Origin of the sequence: Aliisedimentitalea sp. MJ-SS2, assembly GCF_032586155.1 — a bacterium.
Taxonomy (GTDB): domain Bacteria; phylum Pseudomonadota; class Alphaproteobacteria; order Rhodobacterales; family Rhodobacteraceae; genus JAWHTC01.
This window is the reverse complement of sequence record NZ_JAWHTC010000004.1, coordinates 416523-439421: the sequence shown is the minus strand read 5'-3', so window position 1 is coordinate 439421 and position 22899 is coordinate 416523. Positions and strand designations below refer to the sequence as shown.

General features: G+C 59.9%; 24 protein-coding genes. 10 read left to right on the top strand and 14 right to left on the bottom strand.

Going from position 1 to position 22899, the window contains the following annotated elements; all coding sequences use genetic code 11:
- Positions 1-52: 52 nt before the first annotated feature.
- The 5 genes from lpdA to RXV86_RS17310 form a co-directional block, all read right to left on the bottom strand.
- On the bottom strand, positions 53-1447 hold the full coding sequence (gene lpdA, locus RXV86_RS17330; protein WP_316301515.1) for a dihydrolipoyl dehydrogenase: 1395 nt from the start codon (positions 1445-1447) through the stop codon (positions 53-55).
- Positions 1448-1575: 128 nt separating this feature from the next.
- Positions 1576-2154: a DUF924 family protein gene (locus RXV86_RS17325; protein WP_316301514.1), complete on the bottom strand. Its 579-nt coding sequence runs from the start codon at positions 2152-2154 to the stop codon at positions 1576-1578.
- Between the two features lie 114 nt (positions 2155-2268).
- Positions 2269-3525 carry an MFS transporter gene (locus tag RXV86_RS17320; protein WP_316301513.1) on the bottom strand — a complete coding sequence of 419 codons (1257 nt, stop codon included), beginning with the start codon at positions 3523-3525 and terminating at the stop codon, positions 2269-2271.
- Between the two features lie 101 nt (positions 3526-3626).
- Positions 3627-4673: a tRNA preQ1(34) S-adenosylmethionine ribosyltransferase-isomerase QueA gene (gene queA, locus RXV86_RS17315; RefSeq protein ID WP_316301512.1), complete on the bottom strand. Its 1047-nt coding sequence runs from the start codon at positions 4671-4673 to the stop codon at positions 3627-3629.
- Positions 4674-4682: 9 nt separating this feature from the next.
- Positions 4683-8174: an AsmA-like C-terminal region-containing protein gene (locus RXV86_RS17310; RefSeq protein WP_316301511.1), complete on the bottom strand. Its 3492-nt coding sequence runs from the start codon at positions 8172-8174 to the stop codon at positions 4683-4685.
- Positions 8175-8305: 131 nt separating this feature from the next.
- Here RXV86_RS17310 and RXV86_RS17305 point away from each other — a divergent pair, with 131 nt between their 5' ends.
- The 4 genes from RXV86_RS17305 (at position 8306) to RXV86_RS17290 (ending at position 11606) form a co-directional block, all read left to right on the top strand.
- Entirely contained in the window at positions 8306-8767 is a 462-nt protein-coding gene (locus RXV86_RS17305) for a peroxiredoxin (protein WP_316301510.1), read from the top strand.
- Positions 8768-9601, top strand: coding sequence for a ferritin-like domain-containing protein (locus tag RXV86_RS17300; RefSeq protein ID WP_316301509.1), 834 nt, complete (start codon positions 8768-8770; stop codon positions 9599-9601). It begins immediately after the preceding gene.
- Positions 9602-9763: 162 nt separating this feature from the next.
- The gene (locus tag RXV86_RS17295) at positions 9764-11101 is read left to right on the top strand and encodes a DUF5930 domain-containing protein (RefSeq protein WP_316301591.1); all 1338 of its coding nucleotides are present in this window, start codon (positions 9764-9766) and stop codon (positions 11099-11101) included.
- Positions 11091-11606: a polymer-forming cytoskeletal protein gene (locus RXV86_RS17290; protein WP_316301508.1), complete on the top strand. Its 516-nt coding sequence runs from the start codon at positions 11091-11093 to the stop codon at positions 11604-11606. Before RXV86_RS17295 ends, RXV86_RS17290 begins: the two co-directional genes overlap by 11 nt.
- Before the next feature lie 61 nt (positions 11607-11667).
- On the opposite strand, the gene RXV86_RS17285 is transcribed toward RXV86_RS17290, so the two are convergent.
- The 4 genes from RXV86_RS17285 to RXV86_RS17270 all read right to left on the bottom strand — a co-directional run bounded on the left by RXV86_RS17285 (position 11668) and on the right by RXV86_RS17270 (position 15377).
- Positions 11668-12252, bottom strand: coding sequence for an HNH endonuclease (locus tag RXV86_RS17285; protein WP_316301507.1), 585 nt, complete (start codon positions 12250-12252; stop codon positions 11668-11670).
- Between the two features lie 278 nt (positions 12253-12530).
- A complete protein-coding gene (mltG, locus tag RXV86_RS17280; protein ID WP_316301506.1) occupies positions 12531-13685 on the bottom strand; it encodes an endolytic transglycosylase MltG in 1155 nt (384 codons plus the stop codon).
- Between the two features lie 4 nt (positions 13686-13689).
- The gene (gene fabF, locus RXV86_RS17275; protein ID WP_316301505.1) at positions 13690-14943 is read right to left on the bottom strand and encodes a beta-ketoacyl-ACP synthase II; all 1254 of its coding nucleotides are present in this window, start codon (positions 14941-14943) and stop codon (positions 13690-13692) included.
- Positions 14944-15191: 248 nt separating this feature from the next.
- Positions 15192-15377, bottom strand: coding sequence for a hypothetical protein (locus tag RXV86_RS17270; RefSeq protein ID WP_316301504.1), 186 nt, complete (start codon positions 15375-15377; stop codon positions 15192-15194).
- On the opposite strand from RXV86_RS17270, the gene RXV86_RS17265 reads away from it, so the two are divergent.
- Positions 15376-16005, top strand: a complete 630-nt coding sequence (locus tag RXV86_RS17265) for a PilZ domain-containing protein (protein ID WP_316301503.1) — start codon at positions 15376-15378, stop codon at positions 16003-16005. The two genes, RXV86_RS17270 and RXV86_RS17265, sit on opposite strands and share 2 nt — an antisense overlap.
- 130 nt (positions 16006-16135) lie before the next feature.
- Here RXV86_RS17265 and RXV86_RS17260 read toward each other — a convergent pair whose 3' ends face one another.
- The 5 genes from RXV86_RS17260 to RXV86_RS17240 form a co-directional block, all read right to left on the bottom strand.
- Positions 16136-16879, bottom strand: a complete 744-nt coding sequence (locus RXV86_RS17260) for a 1-(5-phosphoribosyl)-5-[(5-phosphoribosylamino)methylideneamino] imidazole-4-carboxamide isomerase (RefSeq protein ID WP_316301502.1) — start codon at positions 16877-16879, stop codon at positions 16136-16138.
- A 214-nt stretch (positions 16880-17093) separates the two neighbouring features.
- Entirely contained in the window at positions 17094-17327 is a 234-nt protein-coding gene (locus tag RXV86_RS17255; protein WP_316301501.1) for an acyl carrier protein, read from the bottom strand.
- 212 nt (positions 17328-17539) lie between these two features.
- Positions 17540-18277 (bottom strand): 3-oxoacyl-[acyl-carrier-protein] reductase, encoded by a 738-nt coding sequence (gene fabG, locus RXV86_RS17250; RefSeq protein ID WP_316301500.1) that lies wholly within the window; start codon positions 18275-18277, stop codon positions 17540-17542.
- 72 nt (positions 18278-18349) lie between these two features.
- Positions 18350-19291, bottom strand: coding sequence for an ACP S-malonyltransferase (gene fabD, locus RXV86_RS17245; protein ID WP_316301499.1), 942 nt, complete (start codon positions 19289-19291; stop codon positions 18350-18352).
- 164 nt (positions 19292-19455) lie between these two features.
- The gene (locus RXV86_RS17240; RefSeq protein WP_316301498.1) at positions 19456-19941 is read right to left on the bottom strand and encodes a hypothetical protein; all 486 of its coding nucleotides are present in this window, start codon (positions 19939-19941) and stop codon (positions 19456-19458) included.
- Between the two features lie 320 nt (positions 19942-20261).
- Between RXV86_RS17240 and rpsF the strand changes: the two genes are divergently transcribed.
- The 5 genes from rpsF (at position 20262) to RXV86_RS17215 (ending at position 22866) form a co-directional block, all read left to right on the top strand.
- Positions 20262-20615 (top strand): 30S ribosomal protein S6, encoded by a 354-nt coding sequence (gene rpsF, locus RXV86_RS17235; RefSeq protein ID WP_316301590.1) that lies wholly within the window; start codon positions 20262-20264, stop codon positions 20613-20615.
- Between the two features lie 28 nt (positions 20616-20643).
- Positions 20644-20871 carry a 30S ribosomal protein S18 gene (gene rpsR, locus RXV86_RS17230; protein WP_009805008.1) on the top strand — a complete coding sequence of 76 codons (228 nt, stop codon included), beginning with the start codon at positions 20644-20646 and terminating at the stop codon, positions 20869-20871.
- Positions 20872-20883: 12 nt separating this feature from the next.
- The gene (rplI, locus tag RXV86_RS17225) at positions 20884-21522 is read left to right on the top strand and encodes a 50S ribosomal protein L9 (RefSeq protein WP_316301497.1); all 639 of its coding nucleotides are present in this window, start codon (positions 20884-20886) and stop codon (positions 21520-21522) included.
- A 150-nt stretch (positions 21523-21672) separates the two neighbouring features.
- A complete protein-coding gene (locus RXV86_RS17220; RefSeq protein ID WP_316301496.1) occupies positions 21673-22293 on the top strand; it encodes a CatB-related O-acetyltransferase in 621 nt (206 codons plus the stop codon).
- Between the two features lie 87 nt (positions 22294-22380).
- Positions 22381-22866, top strand: a complete 486-nt coding sequence (locus tag RXV86_RS17215) for a lytic transglycosylase domain-containing protein (protein ID WP_316301495.1) — start codon at positions 22381-22383, stop codon at positions 22864-22866.
- Positions 22867-22899 lie beyond the last annotated feature (33 nt).

The following is a 22899-nucleotide window of genomic DNA, read 5'->3' as shown; positions in this document are numbered from 1 at the left end:
ACCCTCGGAAAACGCAAGCTTTCCGAGGGTTTCATTTTGCCTGCCAACGATCTCAGAAGTGGATCGCCCGCCCGTAAGCATCGAGCACGCTTTCATGCATCATCTCTGACAGGGTGGGATGCGGGAAGACCGTGTGCATCAGTTCTTCTTCGGTGGTTTCCAACGTCCGGCCCACGACATAGCCCTGGATCATCTCGGTCACCTCGGCCCCCACCATATGGGCGCCCAGCAACTCGCCGGTCTTGGCATCAAACACGGTTTTTACCATGCCCTCGGGCTCGCCCAATGCAATCGCCTTACCGTTGCCAACAAATGGGAAGCGCCCGACCTTGATGTCATAGCCCAACTCCTTGGCCTTGGCCTCGGTATAACCGACGCTAGCGACTTGCGGATGGCAATAGGTGCATCCCGCAATGGATTCGGGCCGCACTGGATGTACTTTCTGTCCGGCAATCTTCTCGGCCACCATAACCCCTTCATGGCTGGCCTTGTGAGCCAACCACGGCGCACCGGCAATATCGCCGATCGCATAGAGGCCATCGACCCCGGTGCCGCAGTACTCGTCCACCACCACATGGGTGCGGTCGATCTGCACACCCTGCTCTTCCAGACCCAGGTTTTCCACATTGCCGACGATCCCCACTGCAGAGATCACCGTGTCGAATTCCTGTATTTCGACCTTGCCGCCCACGGCGATATGGGCCGTAACCTTGCCTTTGCCGCGATCCAGCTTCTTGACCATGGCACCTTCCATGATCTTCATGCCTTGCTTAACGAACTGCTTTTTGGCAAAGGCGGAAATCTCTTCGTCTTCCACCGGCAGCACCCGGTCCATTACTTCGACTACCGTCGTGTCGGCCCCCAAGGTGTTGTAGAAACTGGCAAATTCGATCCCGATCGCGCCTGATCCGATAACCAACAACTTCTTCGGCATCCGAGGCGGCACCAGCGCGTGCTTGTAGGTCCAGACCAGATCGCCATCCGCTTCGAGCCCCGGCAATTCGCGCGCCCGGGCACCGGTGGCCAGCACGATGTTCTTGGCCTTAAGAACCTCTTCACCCTTATCGGTTTTAACTGTCACCTGACCTTTGCCGGTCAGACGCGCTTCGCCCATAACGGTGGTGACCTTGTTCTTCTTCAGCAGATGGCCGACCCCGCCATTCAGCTGTTTCGACACCCCGCGCGAACGTTGAACGACCGCGTCGAGATCGAAGTCGATCTTGTCCGCGCTCAGGCCGAATTCCTTGGCCCGATGCATCAGATGAAACACCTCAGCCGATCTGAGCAGCGCCTTGGTCGGGATACAGCCCCAGTTTAGGCAAATACCGCCCATATGCTCGCGCTCGACAATCGCCACCTTGAGCCCAAGCTGCGCGCCGCGGATCGCGGCAACGTATCCCCCCGGTCCCGCTCCGATCACGATAATGTCGAATGTGCTGTCCGCCATTTTGACAAAACTCCGATTCCAAATTTAGTTTGATATTAAACTATCTATTTACACGCGACAATCCAGCAAAACAAAAAGGCCGCGCATAACAGCTATGCGCGGCCTAACCCATTGATATTGAGGTTGTTTTATCTGGCGGCCTGCATCTGCCGCATGGTCTCACCGTAACCCCCGGCCCCAACATAGTCCATTTCCGGACCGGTTGTCTTACGGCTCAGCGCCTCGTTGCGATAGGGGAAACGGCCGAATTGGCGGATCACTTCGCGATGTGCCTTGGCATGCAAAAGGTTCGCGGTCCCGGCTTCGGGCATCCGTTCCTTCATCAGCCGGACACAGCGCTCCTGATCACAAAGGCTCTCCGAGTGCATCAGCGGCAGGTAGAAGAACTGCCGCGCCGGCTCGTCGATCTTCATGTCCCAGCCCTTGTTGATCGCCACCTTGGCCGAAGCCAGGGCCAAGTCGTCGGTGGAAAAGGCCTTCGCCTCCCCCCGGAACATGTTACGCGGAAACTGATCCATCAGGATGATGTAGGCCAGGGTACCGCTAGGATAGGTCAGCCAAAGGGAAAACGACCCTTCACAGGCGGCCTGATAAACCGGCAAAAACCGTTCGCGTATTTTGGTATCAAGTGCGTCTGACTGCGCATACCAACCTTCGGACCCAACCTCGTCGAGCCAGAACTTCAGAATCTCGTCCGGACCTGTCATCGGTTCGCCTCCTCCACTCACCGTGATCCACTCTTTACACAGACGTTACACATCTTTCTTTGCGAATGAATAGTAAAGTTTTATGTCCGTATGCGACATTTTATGACTCTGTGGTTAATTTGACTCTGAACCCTGCTCCGTATCTTCGGCACCTTCTTCAATGGCCAGTTCCACCGCCACCGCCGAGGTTGACATCGTCACCGGGGTATAACCGCTGGTTTCGTCCACGGCAGGCGCCGCCCGCTGCGTCATCCGCCAGGCCGCGTAGACGGCGGAAATTGCCAACATCATACCGATGAACAGAAAATACCCTGGTGGGCCAAAAATACCCATGCTCCAGCCGGTTATGACAGGTCCGGAAATTGCCCCTAGCCCGTTGATGAACACCAGCCCGCCGGACACGGCGGCCATGTCGTCAAGATCGATGAAGTCGTTGGTATAGGCAATGAGCAGCGAATACAGCGGGTTCGAAGTACCTCCGATGATGAAGGCCGCCGCCAGCAGTACCTGGAACGAGCCGCCGCCGAACATTGCCAGAAGCGCCCCGGCCGCACCCAGCGCGGAGACGGCAAAAATCAGGACTCGCCGGTCCATCCGATCCGAGAACCAGCCCAGCGGGTACTGCATCAGCGTCGCGCCGATATAAAAGGCAGACACAAACAACGAAATCTGCCCAAGGCTCAGACCCACCTCGGCCCCGTAGACCGCGCTCATCCCGAACTGGGCCGAGAAGATCCCGCCCAGTAGGAACATGCCGACACAGCCCAACGGCGACAGCATGTAGAGCTCTTTCAGGCTCATGGGACGCGAGCTTTCAAAGGCAGGCGTCGGTGAGATCGACAACAGAATCGGTGCAAACGAAATCGAAACCAGCACCGACGGGATAATGAAGAGCATGAAGCCAGACGGATCGGCGGTCAGAAGCAGCCCCTGCGCCGCAACGATGCCCACCATCTGAACAATCATGTAAAGCGACAGCGCCTTGCCGCGCGTGTCGTTGGTGGCCGCATTGTTGAGCCAGCTTTCAGCGGTCACATACACACCCGAGAAACAGAAACCCACAATCACCCGCATCACCACCCAGAACCAAGGGTTGGCCCAGGTAGCATAGAGCACAAGCACGGCCGAGATGAACGAGGCCATCGCCGCAAACACCCGCACATGCCCGACCCTACGGATCAGCCCTGGCGTCAACCGCGACCCGCCCAGGAAGCCAAGGAAGTAGGCCGACATCACGATCGACATCTCGAAAGTCGAAAAGCCCTCAATGTCACCACGCACACCAAGAAGTGTGCCCTGAAGGCCGTTGCCAACCATCAAGAGCATCATGCCAAGCAGCAAGGCCCAACTGGACGAGATAACCTGTAGCATGCGCGTCTCCTTGTCTGACCGCCCGCATATCGCAGCCAGATTATACCGGTCACGCCATTTTGCGACTCCTTGGGCGTCGTTTCGGTCGTATCATCCTGCCGTCAGGGGATCAGCAGCGAGGCATCGCCATAGGAAAAGAACCGGTACTCGGCCTTGACTGCATGATCGTAGACCGCCCTTACCCGGTCACGTCCGATCAAGGCCGAAACCAGCATCAACAGGGTCGATTTGGGCAGGTGGAAATTGGTCATCAACGCGTCGGTGACCTGAAACTCGAACCCGGGATAGATGAAGATGTCCGTATCACCGTTCCACTGGGCAATGCCGCCGCCCCGACTGGCGGTCTCGATCAGACGCAGCGCCGTGGTTCCGACCGGGATTACCCTGCCACCGTCGGCTTTGGTAGCGGCGATTTCCGCCGCGGCCTGCGTGCTGACCTCTCCCCATTCCGCGTGCATCTTGTGAGAGGTGACGTCATCCACCTTAACTGGCAGGAAAGTCCCCGCGCCCACATGCAGGGTCACATGGGTAAATTCAATTCCCTTATCCCGCAGCTTTTGCAGCAGCAGCTCATCGAAATGCAGGCTGGCCGTTGGCGCTGCAACCGCACCGGGGCGATCGGCCCAGACGGTCTGATAATCCTCGTGGTCGCGTTCATCGGCCTTGCGCAACGCCTCGATATAGGGCGGGAGAGGCATCGCGCCGACCTCGTTCAGCGCCATGTCAAACGCGTCCCCCTCAAGATTGAAGGACAAAATCGCCTGCCCCTCCCCCTTTTCTGCACAGGTGGCGATCAAGCCGGCACCGAACTCGATCCGCTCGCCAACCCGCAGCTTGCGCAAGGGCTTGATCAGCGCTGCCCAATGCCCGTCGGCACGCGGCTCCAGCAGGGTCGCCTCGATCTTGCCTCGGGTCTCACCCACATCGCTGACCCGAACACGCTCACCGCTGAGACGCGCCGGAATTACCTTGGTATCGTTTAGCACCAGCCGGTCGCCAGGGCGCAGCCAATCGATCAGATCACCCACATGCGCATCGGTGATCCGATCACCATCAGACACCAACAGCCGCGCAGAACTGCGTGGGTTGGCCGGACGGGTGGCAATCAGCCGCTCGGGCAGATCGAAATCGAAATCACTCAGTTTCATGTGCTGTATCTATTGATTCAACTTTGGAGGCGGGCGGCGGAAAATCTCGCGAAACATGCCCGGCGTCAACAGCGACAATGGGTTTACTTTGACTTTCGGATTGTCGGTGGTCCCGACCAGCTTGTAGTTGAACCCGATCAGCCCCTCGCCCTTGCGAGTCAGCACCGCGCCTACTGCGTTCAGCACGTAGAAAGGCGAGACCACCCCTTGGAAGTTCATCGCCCCCGAAGTCAGGTTGTAATAACCGTCCATGGAAATACCCATCGACACCCCGGTGGCACTTGATCGGGCGATGATCGCCTGCGTCGGGGTCAGACGGAATCGCGCTTCTACCTGTCCGAACAGGATGCCGTTGCCAGACAGTTGCTCCAACAGCCCCACGACGCTGATCGCGTTTAACAGCGCGGCCATCGCCGGTGCCTTGCGCAGCCAGACAGATTTCGCATTTAACTGCCCTTCGTACACGCCGGTACCGCCGCCGGGTGCAAGGGTCAGCTTCATCGACCCACCGTGGGCATTGGGCAAAAGGCCTGCGGATTTGAACACACCCCCTGCATTGTTCGAGGTGATCTCGAAGGCACTTCGCCCGTGCTGCGGCACCACTCTTCCGGTCACCGGCGCTCCTCCGTTGACCTTGCCAGCGAAATTGCCTCGCATTCCTCCGGCCGTGGTGAAACTGCCGGAGAACCCGGTCAGCGAAATGCCTTCGCTGATCTTGAGCCGCTCCAGCCTGATGGTCATCGGCCCGCCATCCTGGGCCGCGCCCGATCCGCTGCCCGCACCGATCTCGGTCTGGCTCAGATCGACCGTTCCACCGGACACCACCACCTCGGGCGAATTGCCAGCCCCCCGACCGACCAATGCAACCGGCGCATCAAGCCAATCCCCGGCGAGCACCCGGTCGAACCGCGCCGCCTTGAACGTGCCGCCCCGGCCCAGTTCCAAATGCCCGGTGGTACGCAGCCCCGGTGCGTTCAGGGTAATCTCGCTCACCTCCATCGGATCACCCAATCGTCCAGCAACCTCAAGCGTACCGCGGGTTTTCTGGCCGATCGACCAACCGATCTGCGGCACCCGCAACGCCAGCCCTGCCAGGTTGGACGTGAGCGAAAACACCGGTCTCTTGCCACGCTCCATGTCTATCTTGACCGCGCCGCGCCCCGTCCCCGAGACGCTGCCTTTCGGCAGACCCAGGCGGAATTCATCTACAAATCGCTGCGACAGCTCGACCGTGCCCTCGATCCGCGATTTACCTCCCGCTCTCGGGCCCAGCGGTGCCACGAACCGGCCCTCGAACGGCAGCTTGCCGATACGCCCCTCACCGGTGATGCGCAGCTCGGTCTTGTTTGCCTGCGCCTTGAGGGCTGAGGCCGCAAGAACCCGGCCCGGCACCAGCGTTTCGCTGCGTACATCGGAAAGATCGGCCGTGACCACATAGTCCACCTCTTCCACCGGCAGGTTCTTTTTCAGCCGGAAATCAACGCGTCCCTGCGCCCGGGCAATACCATCGGCCATGGCCACTTTCTGCCCGGACTTGGAAATGAAGCGGAACGGCTCACGATCGAGCAGTGACAGCACCGCAGTGATCGTGCTTTTGGTGCGCAATTGGGTAAAAGCGGGCGCGAACTCTTCGCCCACCTGCGGAATGACGAACACCGTGCCCGCAATGTCCACCGCACCGCCCTGATCTGCCTGGATCCGCCCCGACTCGGCGGTGATGGTCAACGTATTGCGATACAGACTGGCATAGCCTTTGGCCCCCAGTATCGGCGGCATTGTCTTCATGAACAGCGTGTCCAGCTGGTCAAACTCCCACCCCAGATAGATCACCGGCTTCTTTCCGGCCTGCGCATTCAATCCGATCTGCACGTTGTTCAAATCCCCGCCCAGAACGTTTGCATTGATCCAATTTCGGGTATTCGGAACCACGCTGACCGGCCACAACTCAACCAGGCGCTCGGGAGCAAGACGGTCCAGCTTGCCGTTCAAGCTCAGGTCCCACCCGGTTTCGCGCGCGTTCAGCTCACCGCGCATCAGCAATTGGGACGCCCCATCGCGCAGCGTCATCTCGCCCAGGGTCACGCGGAACGGATCCAGCGTCATCCGCATATCCATGGTTACGTCGCTGAACCGGATCGGCACCGGGTACATGTCTTGCGGATTGACGCTCAGCTGACTGATCCGCATCTGGCTGGTGAAGTCCTTGGGCAAGCCGTTTTCAAGTTGCCCTAGCACCACCCGGCCTTCGGCTTGCAGGCTGCCCCATTCGCTGTCCACGATCATTTCATCGAACCGCATGCTCTGGCGCTGCGGATCATAGGTGAAATAGCTGCGCGCCGCCCGGAACGGGATCGGCTGGGTTTCATCGGTGGGCTGCAGCACCCCGTCGCCAATCTGCAGAGTGGCCGAGACCGGCCCCAATTCGCCGTCCTCGCCCGTAGACCCCCGCAACGACCCGGAAATCGGCGCCCTCAGCACATTGAGCCACAACAATGCCGCCGACTGGGCGGCGATGTCATCGGCCTCGACATCGGCAAAGCTGATCCCGAACCGGGCAGCGGCCGAGCCGATCCGGCTTTCATAACTCATTTCAACCGTTGCCGCGCTGGCCCCGCCACTGAGCAGGGCAAAATCCCCGCGCAAGGTCAGGTTGTCCTGCTTCCGGATCAGGTTGACCCGCCCGCCATCGACGGTCCAGGCGCGGCGGGCCCGCGCATCCTCGTAGCGCACGGTCAGCCCGTCGGCCGAGATCGATTGCAGATCGGCAAGCGTCGGACTGACCAGAACCCGGTCAACCTCTTCGATCAACTGCACGAAACTGGCCGCCTGCTGGATGCTCGAACCACCCTCACCGAAACTCAGCCCAACCTGGCCGGTTTCATCGCGGCGCAGCTGTAGTTGCGCCCCGGTCAGCCACACGCGCGCCGGCTGAACCTGCCCACTGAGCAGCGGCCTCAGCGCCAACGTCCCCTCGACATCGGCCAGCGTCAGCAAGGGCCGCCCTTCAAGGTCGGCAAAGTCCACATCATGGATCTGCACCCGCGGATGCCAGCCTTCTTCGACAACAAGCGTTACTTGCCCGAGGCCGATCTGCACCGCGCCCAACTGTTGGTTAACCTGAGTCTCGATCCGTTCGCGCAACCAGTCTGGCGCGACCAAGGGTCGCCCGACGATCATGTAGCCTGCCAAAACAGCCAGGCCCGCCAGCACGACCAACGTATAGAACAGCCCCCACAGCAGACGGCGTCTGCGCCTCTTGGGTTTGATCTCTTCAACGTCATTCTCTACAGCATCAGCCGGGATATCTTCGTCGTCGACGTCGCCCGCGTCGGATTGCGCATCGACCTGTTCATCGTCATCGACAATGTCTTCCGCTTCGACTCGCTCGTTTTCGGACGGCCCCTGCTCCTCGGCAGGTTCTTCAACCTGAACGCCTTCGGCTTCGTCCACCGCATCGGTGTCCGGATCGTCGCTGGACTTATCCTTAGTACTCTCGGTCATCTGCTCTCGGGTCGCCGCACAGCGTGGATGCGCTTCTTATATTCTATTGTCGCCCCTTACATATTAATATGAAACCGGATTTTCCACGAACCGGTGCCAAACCGGTAACAATTTGCCCAAAGGACCCCCCAATGAGCGATCTGCCCCGCCCCGCCCCCGACTTCTCTTTGCCCGGCGATGACGGTGCAACCCATTCCCTATCGTCTCTGAAAGGCGCACCCTTCGTGCTGTTCTTCTACCCGCGCGACAACACTGCGGGCTGCACCAAAGAGGCGATTGCCTTTTCCACGCTCAAGCCTGAATTCGACGCGTTTGGGGTGAAGGTTTTCGGCGTTTCCAAGGACACTTTGACCAGCCACGAGAAGTTCCGCACCAAGCAGGACCTGACCATACCGCTTCTGTCGGACGCCGACAGCACCGCCTGCGAGGCGTTCGATGTCTGGAAGGAAAAGAAGATGTACGGCAAGACGTTCTTCGGCATCGTGCGCTCAACCTTTCTGGTCAACGCCGACGGCCAGATCGTGTCCGAATGGCGCAAGGTCAAGGTCGACGGCCATGCCGAAGCCGTGCTTGACGCGGCCAAGGCGCTCTGAATGGTGCTGACCCTTGCCGAGATGGCCAACGCGGTCCTGACTTGCGGCGATGGCCGCGAGAAAACCGCCCTGTCGCACAAATACGCCGCCCAATGGTTCGCTGCCCGCGAAACCGGCACGCCGCTGGAGATCGGCCGGGCCGACCCGCCACTGCACCCGGCCCGCCCGAAAAAGCCCGAGTTACTCGATCCACGCGACGTACCGCGCCGCCGCCCCGGCAGCCCGCAGGGCCGCATTGCGCTGTTACATGCGGTGGCCCATATCGAACTCAATGCGGTGGACCTGCACTGGGACATCGTGGCGCGTTTCACCAAAGTGAAAATGCCGCTTGGTTTCTACGATGACTGGGTCAAGGCCGCCGACGAAGAGTCCAAGCATTTCAACCTAATATGCGACTGTCTTGAAGCCATGGGCAGCCATTACGGAGCGCTTCCCGCCCACGCCGGCATGTGGCGCGCCGCCGAGGACACCGTGGACGATATCATGGGCCGCCTCGCCGTGGTGCCGATGGTGCTCGAAGCGCGCGGGCTCGACGTGACCCCAGGCATGATCGAGATCTTCCGCAAAGCGGATGAAACCGTCACCGTTGCCGCCCTCGAGGTTATCTATGCCGAAGAGGTTGGCCACGTCGCCTATGGTTCGAAATGGTTCCACTTCCTGTGCGGTCGTCACGAACTCGACCCAAAAGACGAGTTTCACCGCCTGGTGCGGCGTTATTTCCACGGTGCGCTCAAACCACCCTTCAACGAAGAGAAACGCGCCGAGGCTGGTTTGCCCCCCGATTTCTACTGGCCGCTGGCCGAGGAAACCCCGCCTGGGCGCAAAACGCATTGAGATTTGGGCGGTTTTTCGCCTGAACAGCCCCGGAAACTGCGACAGAGCGAATCACTTGGCCTAAATTTCTTGCGTCATTCTTACCCTACGGGTAATCACATTTGGGGCGCATGGTCTTGGGGGATGGCGCGCCAATTGGGATGGGACTTGAAGGACAGTATCTTGCGCTCACGTATGGCAATTCGCATTCACACGGTTCTCGAGAGGTTTTTTCCCGAGCGCCGTGTCTTTCTGCGCTCGGACAGCGACACGCGGTTCATCCGCCTGCGCCCCGGCGTTCAGGTGTTAGGCTTTCTCGGAGCTTCGTCAATCGTCGCTTGGGCGATCATCGCCACAGCGATCCTGCTGATGGACTCGATCGGCTCGGGCAATTTCCGCGAACAAGCCAAACGTGATCAACGCACCTACGAGGCGCGGCTGAACTTCCTGGCAGCCGAACGCGACACCCGCGCCGAAGAGGCCATCGCCGCTCAGGAACGGTTCAACACCGCCCTGCAACAAATCTCGACCATGCAGTCCGAGCTTCTGACCTCGGAAACCCGTCGTCGCGAGCTGGAAACCGGGATCGAGGTGATCCAGACGACGCTGCGCCGCACCATGAAAGAACGTGACAGCGCGCGCAAATCGCTGAACGAAACACAGCTCGCCATGGCCGAAACCGGTGCCCAGGGCGCGTCAGTCGGCGGAAGCCCCGCGATGGACGGCGCCATCTCTGCCCTTCAGGGCGCACTGGCTGACACCGCCGCTGAGCGGGACAAGATCATCGCCGACGCTCAGGACGCGCTTCACGAGGCCGACGAAATGGCGTTCAAGATCAAGATCATGCAGGATCAGAACGACCAGATCTTCCGCCAGCTCGAAGACGCCATGACAATCTCGGTCAAGCCGCTGGACAAGATGTTCAAGGCCGCAGGCATGAACACCGACTCGATCCTGAAACAGGTGCGCCGCGGCTATTCCGGCCAGGGTGGGCCGCTGACGCCGCTGACCTTCTCGACCAAAGGCGAAGAACCCAGCGCCGATACCAAGCGTGCCAACCGTATCCTCAATCAGATGGACCGGCTGAACCTGTACCGCATCGCCGCCACCAAGGCGCCCTTCGCGGTCCCGGTCAAATCCAGCTTCCGCTTTACCAGCGGCTTCGGGTATCGCCGTGACCCGAAAACCGGCGGACGCCGCCTGCACAAGGGCGTCGATTTTGCTGGACCGGTCGGAACTCCGCTTTATGCCACTGCTGACGGTGTTGTTGTCCACGCCAGTTGGAGCTCGGGCTATGGCCGTCTGGTCAAGATCCAACACGAGTTCGGCATCGAAACCCGCTATGCCCATATGAATAAAATTCGCGTTAAGGTTGGACAAAGGGTCTCGCGCGGGCAACGCATCGGTGATATGGGAGCCTCTGGACGTGTCACAGGCCCGCACCTGCATTACGAAGTACGTGTCGGTGGTAAAGCTGTTAACCCCATGATCTACATCAAGGCTGCAAACAATGTTTTCTAAAAGCAAAATCAACGAGCCCGGCGCCAAGCCGGACACCGCAAAACCCGCGGACCCCGCTGCAGCCAAACCTGCAGCAGCGCCTGCCGCACCGGGCGAGTTCAAGTCCAAGGCCGCTCCGGCCACGCCCAAGGCCAAGCCGCCGGCATCGATTCTCTCGGCTGACCTGCATATCTCGGGCAACCTCAAGACCACCGGCGACATCCAGATCGAAGGCACCGTCGAAGGCGATATCCGCGCTCACCTGCTGACCGTTGGCGAAGGTGCCACCGTCAAGGGCGAAGTGGTTGCCGATGATGTCGTGGTCAATGGCCGCATCGTTGGCCGTGTACGCGGCCTCAAGGTCCGCCTGACCTCGACGGCCCGCGTCGAAGGCGACATCATCCACAAGACCATCGCTATCGAAAGCGGCGCGCATTTCGAAGGCTCGGTTCAGCGTCAGGACGATCCTCTCACCCCCGCTGGTTCCGCCAAAAAGGCAGCCCCTGCCCCGGTCGCCAGCTCCTGATCCGATCTAACGGTTCGAATTTCAAAAAAGGGCGTCACAAACGGGCGCCCTTTTTCATGGTCTAGGCGTCCAGTTCCGCATCCCAGTACAGAAAATCCATCCAGCTCTCATGCAGGTGGTTCGGCGGGAACTTGCGCCCCTGATTACGCAGCTCTTCCGCCATTGGCATCCTTGGCGGCTTGCGCAACGTCATCCCCGCCCGGCGCAAGCTTTTTGAACCCTTCTTTAGGTTACAGCGACTGCAGGCCGCCACCACGTTCTCCCAGCTGGTCACGCCGCCCGACGCGCGCGGCACAACGTGATCAAAGGTCAGATCGCCGCGCGAGCCGCAATACTGGCAGCAAAACTCGTCCCGCAGAAAAAGATTAAAGCGCGTGAAGGCCACGCGCTTTCTGGGTTTGACATAGTCTTTCAGAACCACCACTGACGGCACCCTGATTTCGGTACTCGGGCTGCGGACAATGTGGTCATATTCCGCCACGATATCCACCCTCTCGAGCCAGGCCGCCTTGACCGCCTCCTGCCAGGGCCAAAGGCTAAGCGGGTAGTAACTCAATGGCCGGTAGTCCGCGTTCAGCACCAAGGCCGGGAACTGCTTCAACGCCCCCGGCTGACGTACAAAATCCGTCCTGAAATCACCATCCATGGCCCAACTGCTCCCGCGTGTTCCGGGCGTTGCCATCCGCCCTGTTATTCCCTCCACTATATATCGTATGCGTTGCCCCTCAACCCCCACGATATATTGCGATCACAGGTGGGATATCCGGGATTCTGGGAAACAGGGTGACCGATGCCGAAGTACGAGCAACAGTTTGACGTCAAAGGGAAACTCAGGCCCGACCTTAGGGTGATCCCCTCCGCAGCGCGCCCTTGGCCCAAGATCGCAATTCCCCTGCCACGTCACCCGAAGCCGGGGAATCACCCTTATTCGTTGGCCCGCTGCTTCTCGATTTCGCGCCACTTGCGGACATTGGCATTATGCTCGTCCAACGTCGCGGCGAAAGCGTGACCGCCAGTGCCGTCGGCGACAAAGAAGATGTAATCCGTGCTGTCCGGATTCAGCGCCGCCTCGATGCTCGCCTTGCCGGGATTTGCAATCGGCCCCGGCGGCAGGGCCGGAATGACATAGGTGTTGTAAGGCGTTGCCTTACGCAGCTCGCTCTGGCGCAGACCGCGGCCGAGCACTCCCTGCCCGTTGGTGATGCCGTAGATCACCGTCGGGTCGGTCTGCAGCTTCATGCGCCGGTTCAACCGGTTGACGAACACGCTTGCCACCTGACGGCGCTCGGCCGCCACACCGGTTTCCTTCTCAATGATCGAGGCCAGGACCAGCGCCTCTTCCGGCGAGGTCAACGGCACATCGCGGTCCCGCCTTTCCCAGGCGGCGGCCAGCAGCACCTCCTGTGCCTCTTGCATCTGCTTCAGCAGGTCTTCACGCTTGTCCCCGACACGCACCTCATAGCTGTCAGGCGCCAGCATCCCCTCGGGCGGCAGCTCGGCCACCTCGCCTTCCAACACATCCACGCGTTTCAGCGCATCCACCACCTGCCAGCTTGTCACGCCTTCGGCCATGGCAATGCGGTAGCGCGTATCGTTCTGGGCCCGCACCTTGACGAATTCATCCGGCGCAGGTTCTTCGACCGGATTGAAGCTGGCCATTTCGACAAAGCGACTGGTCGCCGGGTCGAGGGTACGCACCCGAATGCTCGACCGCGTCACGCCAATACGATAAACCACCTCGGTCCCGCAGGTACTGGCACCGCCCCGGGTGACGATATCGGCAATCTCGGACATCGACGATCCCGCCGGCACCAGGTAGGAGCCGGCCTTCAGCTTGCCCGACAACTCGCCGTAATCCATACCCAGCCGAAAGATCGTGCCGGACGTGACCGCGCCTTCGTTTTCCAAGGATTTCGACACGCGGCTGACATTGCTGCCGCGTTCAACCCGCAGGCAGATTTGTTCCCCCAGCGGCCCTTCGGCCACGTATTGCGACTGTCCCCACAGGATCATGCCGCCCAGAAGAAACACGATCACGATCAACAGCGTGAGCGCGTTCGAGGCAATATGCCGCCACATAAGGTCAGACCTTTCGGAAAATCACGCTGGCATTGGTCCCGCCAAAGCCAAAGCTGTTGGAGAGCGATACATTCACTTCGCGTTCACGCTTGGCATTGGGCGCCAGGTCCAACTTGCTTTCAACCGGATTGTCCAGATTGATTGTCGGCGGCACCACTTGATCGCGGATTGCCAGGATCGAGAAGATCGCCTCGATCGCGCCCGCAGCACCCAGCAAATGCCCGGTCATCGACTTGGTTGAAGACATCGTCGCAGTGCCCGCCGCATCGCCCAACAGGCGCTCCACTGCGCCCAGCTCGATCACATCGGCCATGGTCGAAGTCCCGTGCGCATTGATGTAATCAATATCACCCGGTTCGATCCCGGCATCGGCAATCGCCGCGCTCATCGAGCGGAAGCCGCCGTCGCCGTCTTCGCTGGGGGCGGTGATGTGATAGGCATCGCCCGACAGGCCATAACCCGCGACCTCGGCGTAAATCGTCGCGCCACGCGCCTTGGCGTGTTCGTATTCCTCCAGAACCACGACGCCGGCCCCCTCGCCCATCACGAACCCGTCACGGTCCTCGTCATAGGGGCGGCTGGCGGATTTCGGATCGTCGCCGCGCTTGGTCGACAGAGCCTTGCAGGCATTGAACCCGGCGATGCCGATTTCACAGATCGCAGCCTCGCCACCACCGGCGATCATCACGTCGGCGTCGCCATATTTGATCAGGCGGGTCGCGTCGCCAATCGCGTGCGCACCGGTCGAACAGGCCGTCACCACCGCGTGGTTCGGCCCCTTGTAGCCGTAACGGATGCTGACCTGCCCCGAGATCAGGTTGATCAGCGCACCGGGGATAAAGAACGGTGACACCCGGCGCGGGCCTTTTTCGGCCATCATCAGGGTGGTCTGCTCGATGGACTTCAGACCGCCAATGCCCGACCCGATCATCACACCAGTGCGCAGCAGGCTTTCTTCGTCCTCGGGCATCCAGCCCGCATCCTTGATCGCCTGGTCCGCCGCAGCGATACCATAGAGGATGAAATCATCGATCTTCTTGCGATCCTTGGGCAGGATGTAGTTTTCGGTATTGAATGTACCGTCGCTGCCATCGCCGTGCTTTACCTCGCAGGCATATTTCGTCGTCACCCGTTCGGGATCAAATTGTGTGATCGGGCCGGCACCCGATTCTCCGGCCAAAAGCCGTTTCCAGGATTCTTCGACCCCGTCGGCCAAAGGCGTAACCAGACCAAGCCCTGTGACAACCACTCGACGCATGAGAATGCCCCTTCCCCAAAGGAATTATTGCTGGGCTGTTTACTGGGCTTGGCGGTTCTGAGCAAGAGCAAGTCTCTTCAAGCCCGTGTTCCGGCTCAAGCTTGCTGCCTGATCAATTGATCATCTCTGCCGTGCTTAAAGGGTTGTTCATCCTGCACAGCTAAAAAGACGGCAATGCCGGAGGTGCAAACGTAAATGCTCCAGAACATCGGAAAATTCCTGCTTTTTTTGACCTGGGTCTTTTCAGGTCAACCCGCCGAGGCCGATGGTAGCTGCGATTTCGAATCCTGGCTGACCAATGTTTTTGTGGTTTCCTCCAACCTTGCCGACTCGGCCACGAACGAATCCTCCAAAAGGTAGGCGAATTCTGCATTGCAGTTGATCAACCGGTATTCTTTGGCCGAGTTGCGTCTGGAATTGCGGTCGCGCGGCATGAAACATCAGGAAAAATCTGTTGTGCAATACATTGCGCGCAACAAATCCCTGATCGCTACCTTAAAGAAACGCGGTCCCGCAGCAGCAAGCCAAATGGCGCAAAAGCTCATCGGTCCGGAAATCAATGAACCATTGCGTGATATCGTTGGGAATCTTCGGTGTCGCGCCAACCCAGATTGGTCGCCGGCTCCGATGCTGGCGCGGCTGGATCGTCTGAATATCAAGCAGGAATTGTACGATTGGCTGATCGTGGTCTCCGGTTTGCTGCTGTGTGCACTCGCCGTCGTGATGATCTCGTTCTTTCAGCGTCGGGAACGACGTCAATCCATACGCCATCCCTGCAAGATACCTGCCCTATTCACGGCCTCGAACCAAACTGTCGAGGCCAAGATTCTCGACATTGGCGTTAGGGGCGCAAAAGCCAATTTGCACCAGGAACTGGCAAAAGGGATGCCATGCAGGTTGATGGTGTCGTCACTATCCCTTGCCGCCCGTGTCGCGTGGAGCAATGGCGAATACTCCGGACTCGAGTTCCATCCGCCATTGTCAGAGTCTCAGCTGGGCGCAATCCTCGCCGCAAACGATCTCAAGACCTCTGCCGGCGGTGCAGTTATCGACGCAGCTTAGCAATCTTCGTCGGCAAGACTTCGGCGACGGTCTCATAATCCGTTTGTCACGGGCTGCAAAGCCGAAGCAATCTCAGCCCCGGCAGCAGCGCGCCGCCACCTCGAGGCACCTGGATCCGGGTTGCAAGGACCTATATGAAATCGGCGGTTTTCTCAGGCTTGGGCTTAGCAATCTCAAGCGCTTCCGCCAGGTTCACGTCACGTGAAAACAGCGCCCGGCCCACGAGGGTTCCGTCAATGTTCGGAACATATTTCAGCCGCGCAATGTCGTCAATTTCACGCACCGACCCACTGGCAATCACCCGGTGAGGCGTCTGCCCGGCCAACGAAGAGATCACGCCAAGCGACTCGTCCGGCTGATCTATATCGCTGTCAATGTCCGTGATCATGACCGCCGCAAGCGGATCGTTGCTGAATTGCTGCAAGAAGACTTCGGGCTGAATTGCGGCGGGCTGCTTCCAACCGTCTGTCATAAGTTGGCCTTGCCAGATATCAACGGCAAGTACGATCTGATCAGGAAAATCCCGCGCCAGTACCTTGAATGTTTCCGGGTCGCGTGCCGGCATCGTACCTAGTGCGATCCGCCCGGCACCCTTGTCGATCCATTGCTCGACCCGTTCACGCGTACGAAAACCACCGGCAAGTTGAACAGATGTGGCCGTGCGGCGGATGATTTCTTCAATCAACTCGTCATTGTTGCCGGTCCCTGCAACAGCATCGAAATCCGTGACATGAACCCACTCGGCGCCCTCGGCTGCCCACCCAATAGCGGTTTCAACTGGATCGACATGATAGATTGACGGCTCTTCCAGACGTCCGCGATGCAGGGTGACGCATTTGCCGTTTTGCAGTTCCATGGTGGGATAAATGATCATGATGCCCTTCGCCCTTTGCTGTGCAGGTGCTTGCCATAAGACAATCCCATCATAGCGCAGGGCGTGACTTTGCCCGAATCGTCACAACGCTCACCATTTACGTCGCGGAACCGTCTGGCATCGGGGTTTCGAGCACCACAAACAAAAATGGCCCCCACCAAAAAGGCAGGGGCCAATTTCCAGCCGCGCAATCCGCGCGGCACCGAATCTGCGATCAGGCAGCTTCAGTGATGAATTTGCACGCGTCGCCAAATGTCTGAATGGTCTCGGCCGCGTCATCCGGGATCTCGATGCCGAACTCTTCTTCGAAGGCCATGACCAGTTCCACTGTGTCGAGGCTGTCTGCGCCCAGATCGTCGATGAACGAGGCGTTCTCGACAACTTTGGCCTCTTCAACACCCAGGTGTTCCACAACGATTTTCTTAACGCGGTCTGCGACGTCGCTCATATTGCATTCCTCATGTTCTCTGGACCAACCTGGCCCGGTTCTTGCCCTCGCCCCACGGGGTTTCGAGGTTCTGCCCCTATATGGGGCGGCTCTCAAACCCGCGCAAGGCGGGACATCACGGCGCGGGGTTTCCCGCGTCAAGTGAATCTGCGCCGCCTATAGCATATGGCGCGGCCAAGGCAAACGCTTTCGCACCTGCCCCGACCAAATGGTCAAAGCATTGCCATGCCGCCGTTGACGTGCAGTGTCGCGCCGGTCACGTAACCGCCCTCGTCCGAGGCCAGGTAAAGCACCGCCGCGGCGATCTCTTCCGGGGTCCCCATCCGTGATGCCGGGATCTGCGCGTTGATCTTGTCTTTCTGATCATCGGTCAGCTTGTCGGTCATTGCAGTGGCGATGAACCCAGGCGCAACCGCGTTGGCGGTGATGCCCCGGCTGGCGACCTCGTAAGCGATGGATTTGGTCAACCCGACCATGCCGGCCTTTGAGGCGGCATAGTTGGCCTGCCCCGGATTGCCGGTGGCGCCCACGATCGAACTGATGTTGACGATCCGCCCCCAACGCGCCTTCATCATGCCCCGGATCGACGCCCGGCACAGCCGCATGGTCGAGGTCAGGTTGACGTCCAGAACATTCTGCCAATCCTCGTCCGACATGCGCATGAAAATCTGGTCGCGGGTGATGCCGGCATTGTTCACCAGAATATCGACCCCGCCCATCGCCTCGGTCGCCTGCTTTGGCAGCGCGTCCACGGCGTCCGGATCGCTCAGATTGCAGGGCAGCACATGGGCGCGTTCACCCAGCTCAGACGCCAGTGCTTCAAGCGGTTCTACCCGCGTACCACTCAGGCCCACCGTGGCGCCCGCGCCATGAAGGGCCTTGGCGATCGCCCCGCCGATACCACCCGATGCGCCAGTGATCAGCGCCTTCTTTCCCGTCAGATCAAACATGGTTTTTCCTTTCCGTTCGGGTACCCCGCACCGCGCGGCGCGGACTTGCGGCGGCGCGCGCCGCCGCGCCCCTTATCCGTTTGCGCTTTCTACAGCAGCTTTAACATCGTCTGGTGTGCTCACGGCCTTGCAGGCAATCGCGCGGTCGATCCGGCGCACCATCCCTGACAACGCCTTTCCGGCTCCGATTTCCCAGATTTCGGACACGCCCGCTGCGCTCATCGCAGCAATCGACTCGCGCCAGCGCACCGATCCGGTGACCTGTTCCACCAATAGCTTGCGAATTTCGTTCGGGTCGCTGACCGGCGCGGCCCGTACGTTGGCGATCAAAGGCATTGAAGGAGCCTTGATGTCCACGCTCTCCAGCGCCTCGGCCATCACATCCGCCGCAGGCTGCATCAACGCACAATGAAACGGTGCGCTCACCGGCAGCAGAACCGCCCGTTTCGCACCTTTTTCCTTGGCCAGCTCTACCGCACGTTCCACCGCCGCCTTATGACCCGATACAACAACCTGTCCCGGGTCATTGTCATTCGCCGCCTGGCAGACCTCGCCCTGGGCGGCCTCTTCGGCAACAGTCCGCGCCGCGTCGAAATCGAGCCCCAAGAGCGCCGCCATGGCGCCCACACCCACGGGGACCGCTTCTTGCATCGCCTGGCCACGAGTTCTCAACAATCGTGCCGTGTCGCTGATCGAAAGGGCACCCGCCGCCGCCAACGCCGAGTATTCCCCCAGTGAGTGGCCGGCCACGAAAGCGACCTGGGACATGTCCGCCCCTTCGGCCTCAAGCGCCCGCACAGCCGCCAGCGATGTCGCCATCAGCGCCGGTTGCGCGTTCTGCGTCAGGGTCAGTTCGTCCTGGTCCCCCTCCCAGATCAGATCGGTCAGTTTCTCGCCCAACGCGGCGTCGACTTCGTCGTACACAGCTTTTGCGGCCGGGTAAGCCTCGGCCAGTGCCTTGCCCATGCCAATGGTTTGCGCCCCCTGGCCCGGAAATACGAATGCGCGGCTCATATGCCTCTCCCGTCATTTGCCTTTTGGCCGGGATAGCGCGCCGCGCAGCGCGTTGCAATGTCCCCGGGGCAAGCACTGGGACCTTTCGTCAGGCCAGAAACGTAAAAACCGCCACCCCTGCATCACAGGACCGGCGGTCGGTTTGTTCTTTGGTGTAGCTGTGTTCAGCAGGTCCGACTGAAGGCAGGGCCCAACTCGGCGCGGATCTCATCCAGATCACCGACATTCTCGACCGGCATCTCGACCACCGAGCGACCATGATGATCCCGGGCAATCAGCATGCCATCGCGGAAATCAACCTCGCTCAACTCGTCGTAGCTGACCTCGACTTCGCTTTCGACGTGGCCGCGATCATCGCGCGTCAGCAGGCGCAGGATCCCCTTCCGCCCATCCAGGTAAACTTCGGGGTGGTGAACACGGCGTGCGGCCAAAAGGAACATGGCACCACCAAGGCCGAAGAACACTGACAGACCCAGTTTGATCAGCAGCAGTGCCGGATCAAAGCTTGCCCCTGGGACCAGCCACAGACCAAAGGCGGCAAAACACAGTGCCGCACCAAGGATGCCGCTCAAAACACCGCTCGGGGCGTGGCCTGCAATCGACAGACCGGCACCGGTTTCTTTCTGCATGACATCAGAGATCGCAACCATCAGGTTTACCTACCTTTCCCATAGGACCGGTTTGCCCGCTCCCTCTTTGGGTCAGGTTCGGTCAACATAACGACGGCAGTAGGGAGCGATTTTGGAAAATCTGCGACAAAATCCCCTAAAATGTGACGAAACCATGCCGAAAGCACTTGCCACACATACCGGCGAATCCATGCGCAACGACACTTGCAAGCAAGCACAAACCATCGTATAGCCCGCCAGTCTTCCGCACGGATTTATGAACCGCGCAGTCTCTCGTGGAGGAGCCGCGGAAGATGCATCGGCCCTCCTTTGAAATGCGCTTGAAAATGAAGGGAATGCACATGCCGCTCTACGAGCATGTCTTTATCTCGCGTCAGGACCTGTCCAACGCGCAGGCCGAAAGCCTCGTCGAACATTTCAGCACCGTACTCGCGGACAACGGCGGCAGCGTCGTGATGAACGAGTACTGGGGCGTCAAGACGATGGCCTACAAGATCAACAAGAACCGCAAGGGCCACTATGCCTTCCTGCGCACCGATGCCCCGGCACCGGCCGTCCAGGAAATGGAACGCCTGATGCGTCTGCACGATGACGTCATGCGGGTTCTGACCATCAAGGTCGACGAACACGGCGAAGGCCCGTCGATCCAGATGCAGAAACGTGACGAACGCGACAACCGTCGCGAGCGCCGCTGATAGAAACCTGAGAAAAGGACGATAAACCATGGCTGCAAAACCATTTTTCCGCCGTCGTAAAGTCTGCCCGTTCTCGGGTGAGAACGCGCCGAAGATCGACTACAAGGACACCAAGCTCCTGCAACGCTACATTTCCGAGCGTGGCAAGATCGTGCCCTCGCGCATCACCGCCGTTTCGGCCAAGAAGCAACGTGAGCTGGCCCGCGCCATCAAGCGCGCCCGCTTCCTGGCGCTTCTGCCCTACGCCGTGAAGTAAGGAGACCCTGACATGCAAGTGATCCTTCTCGAACGTGTTGCCAAGCTTGGCCAGATGGGTGACGTCGTCGACGTCAAGCCCGGCTTTGCCCGCAACTACCTGCTGCCGCAAGGCAAGGCGCTGACCGCGTCGGCCGCTAACGTGGCCAGCTTCGAAGAGCGCAAGTCGCAGCTCGAAGCGCGCAACCTGGAAACCAAGAAAGAAGCCGAAGCCCTGGCCGAGAAGCTCGACGGACAACAGTTCATCGTGATTCGCTCGGCGTCGGACGCTGGCGCGCTTTACGGCTCGGTCACCCCGCGTGACGCCGCCGATGCCGCCACCGAAGACGGGTTCTCGATCGACAAGAAACAGGTTGCCCTTGCGCGTCCGATCAAGGACCTGGGCCTGCACGACGTGCACGTCCACCTGCACCCCGAAGTCATGGCCACCATCCAGATGAACGTTGCGCGTTCGCTGGAAGAAGCCGAACTTCAGGCCTCGGGCAAGTCGATCCAGGAACTGGCCGCAGAAGAAGAAGCTGCCGCCGATTTCGAGATCGCCGAACTGTTCGACGATATCGGCGCTGCCGCCTCCGAGGACGAAGACCTGGCCGAAACCGCCGGTGTCGAAACCGAAGAAACTGCGGACGAGGACGAAACCAACGAAGGTTGAGTTTCACCCTAGATGAACAGCGAAAAGGCCGCGCCCCCGGGACGCGGCCTTTTTGTTGACCGGTTTTCCCCTGTTGCGCTACATCGGATGGCACAAGGCCCTGCGGTTCCCTCGCAGGTCATGCGCGCAAGAAAGCAGGCCCGGCAGAGCATGGAACATGTCATTCACCCCGAGGCTTTCGTCAACAAGAAGGCCCGCCTTGAGGCCCCGGTGCGCCTGAATCGCTTTGTCCGAGTCGAAGCCAAAAGCACCATCGGCCGGATGAGCTATCTCTCGGAATACTCTGTTTGCGAACGCGAATCTCATATCGGGCGTTACTGTTCCATCGCCCGCTATGTCGAGATTGGCGCGGTGGATCACCCAACCGATTTCCTGTCGACCCACCCGTTCCAATATGGCCGCAACCACTTTCGCGGCCAACCCGAATGGCAAGCCATCCAGCGCGTGCCGTTTTCCTACAAGCCCGGCCCAGTGATCGGTCATGATGTCTGGATCGGCACCAAGGTCACGATCCTGCGTGGCGTAACCATCGGCAATGGCGCCATCATTGCCGCTGGCAGCCTCGTGAATACAGACGTGCCGCCCTACGCCATCGTTGGTGGATCGCCGGCCAAGGTCATCCGCTACCGATTTGAGAGGGACATCATCGACCGGTTACAGGCCGCACGCTGGTGGGATCGCCCACTTTCACAGATTTCGAACCTGCCGTTCAACGACATAAACGCCGCACTTGATCGTCTCGAGGCAATGGAGCCAATCGGGGACGGCTAAGCGGGTTTCCGCAGGCCCTGAACTGCCTCTTTGCATTATCCCCGGGCCCAAGGCACATCCTTCGCCAGCCAATGACCGGAGGTTTCCATGACACATCAGACACGCCGCACCCTTCTTTTCGCGGCTGCCGCCCTTGCTCTGACCGGCTGTTCCAATCGTTCACGCCCCAACCCGGCGGCCTCATCGCCCACTCCAACCACTCTGCTCTATCCCAACGAAACACCCGAGCTGCGCGCCCTGATCGTCAAATATGCCAAACTCTACCAAGTGCCTCTGCCATTGGTGCAACGGGTGATCATCCGTGAAAGCACTCACCGCCCCCACGCACGAAACGGCCCGTATTACGGCCTGATGCAAATCCTGCCCGAAACCGCCCGCACCATGGGGTTTCGTGGCCAGCCATCGGACCTTCTCGATGCCGAAACCAACCTCAAATACGCGGTGAAATACCTGCGCGGCGCCTGGCTGGTCTCGGGGGGCGACATGGACAAGGCGGTGATGTGGTATGCCCGCGGTTATTACTACGAAGCCAAACGCTTGGGCCTTCTCAAAGAAACCGGCCTGCGCCCCTGACCTCACATCTTGCCGTTGCCGGATTGCCCGCCT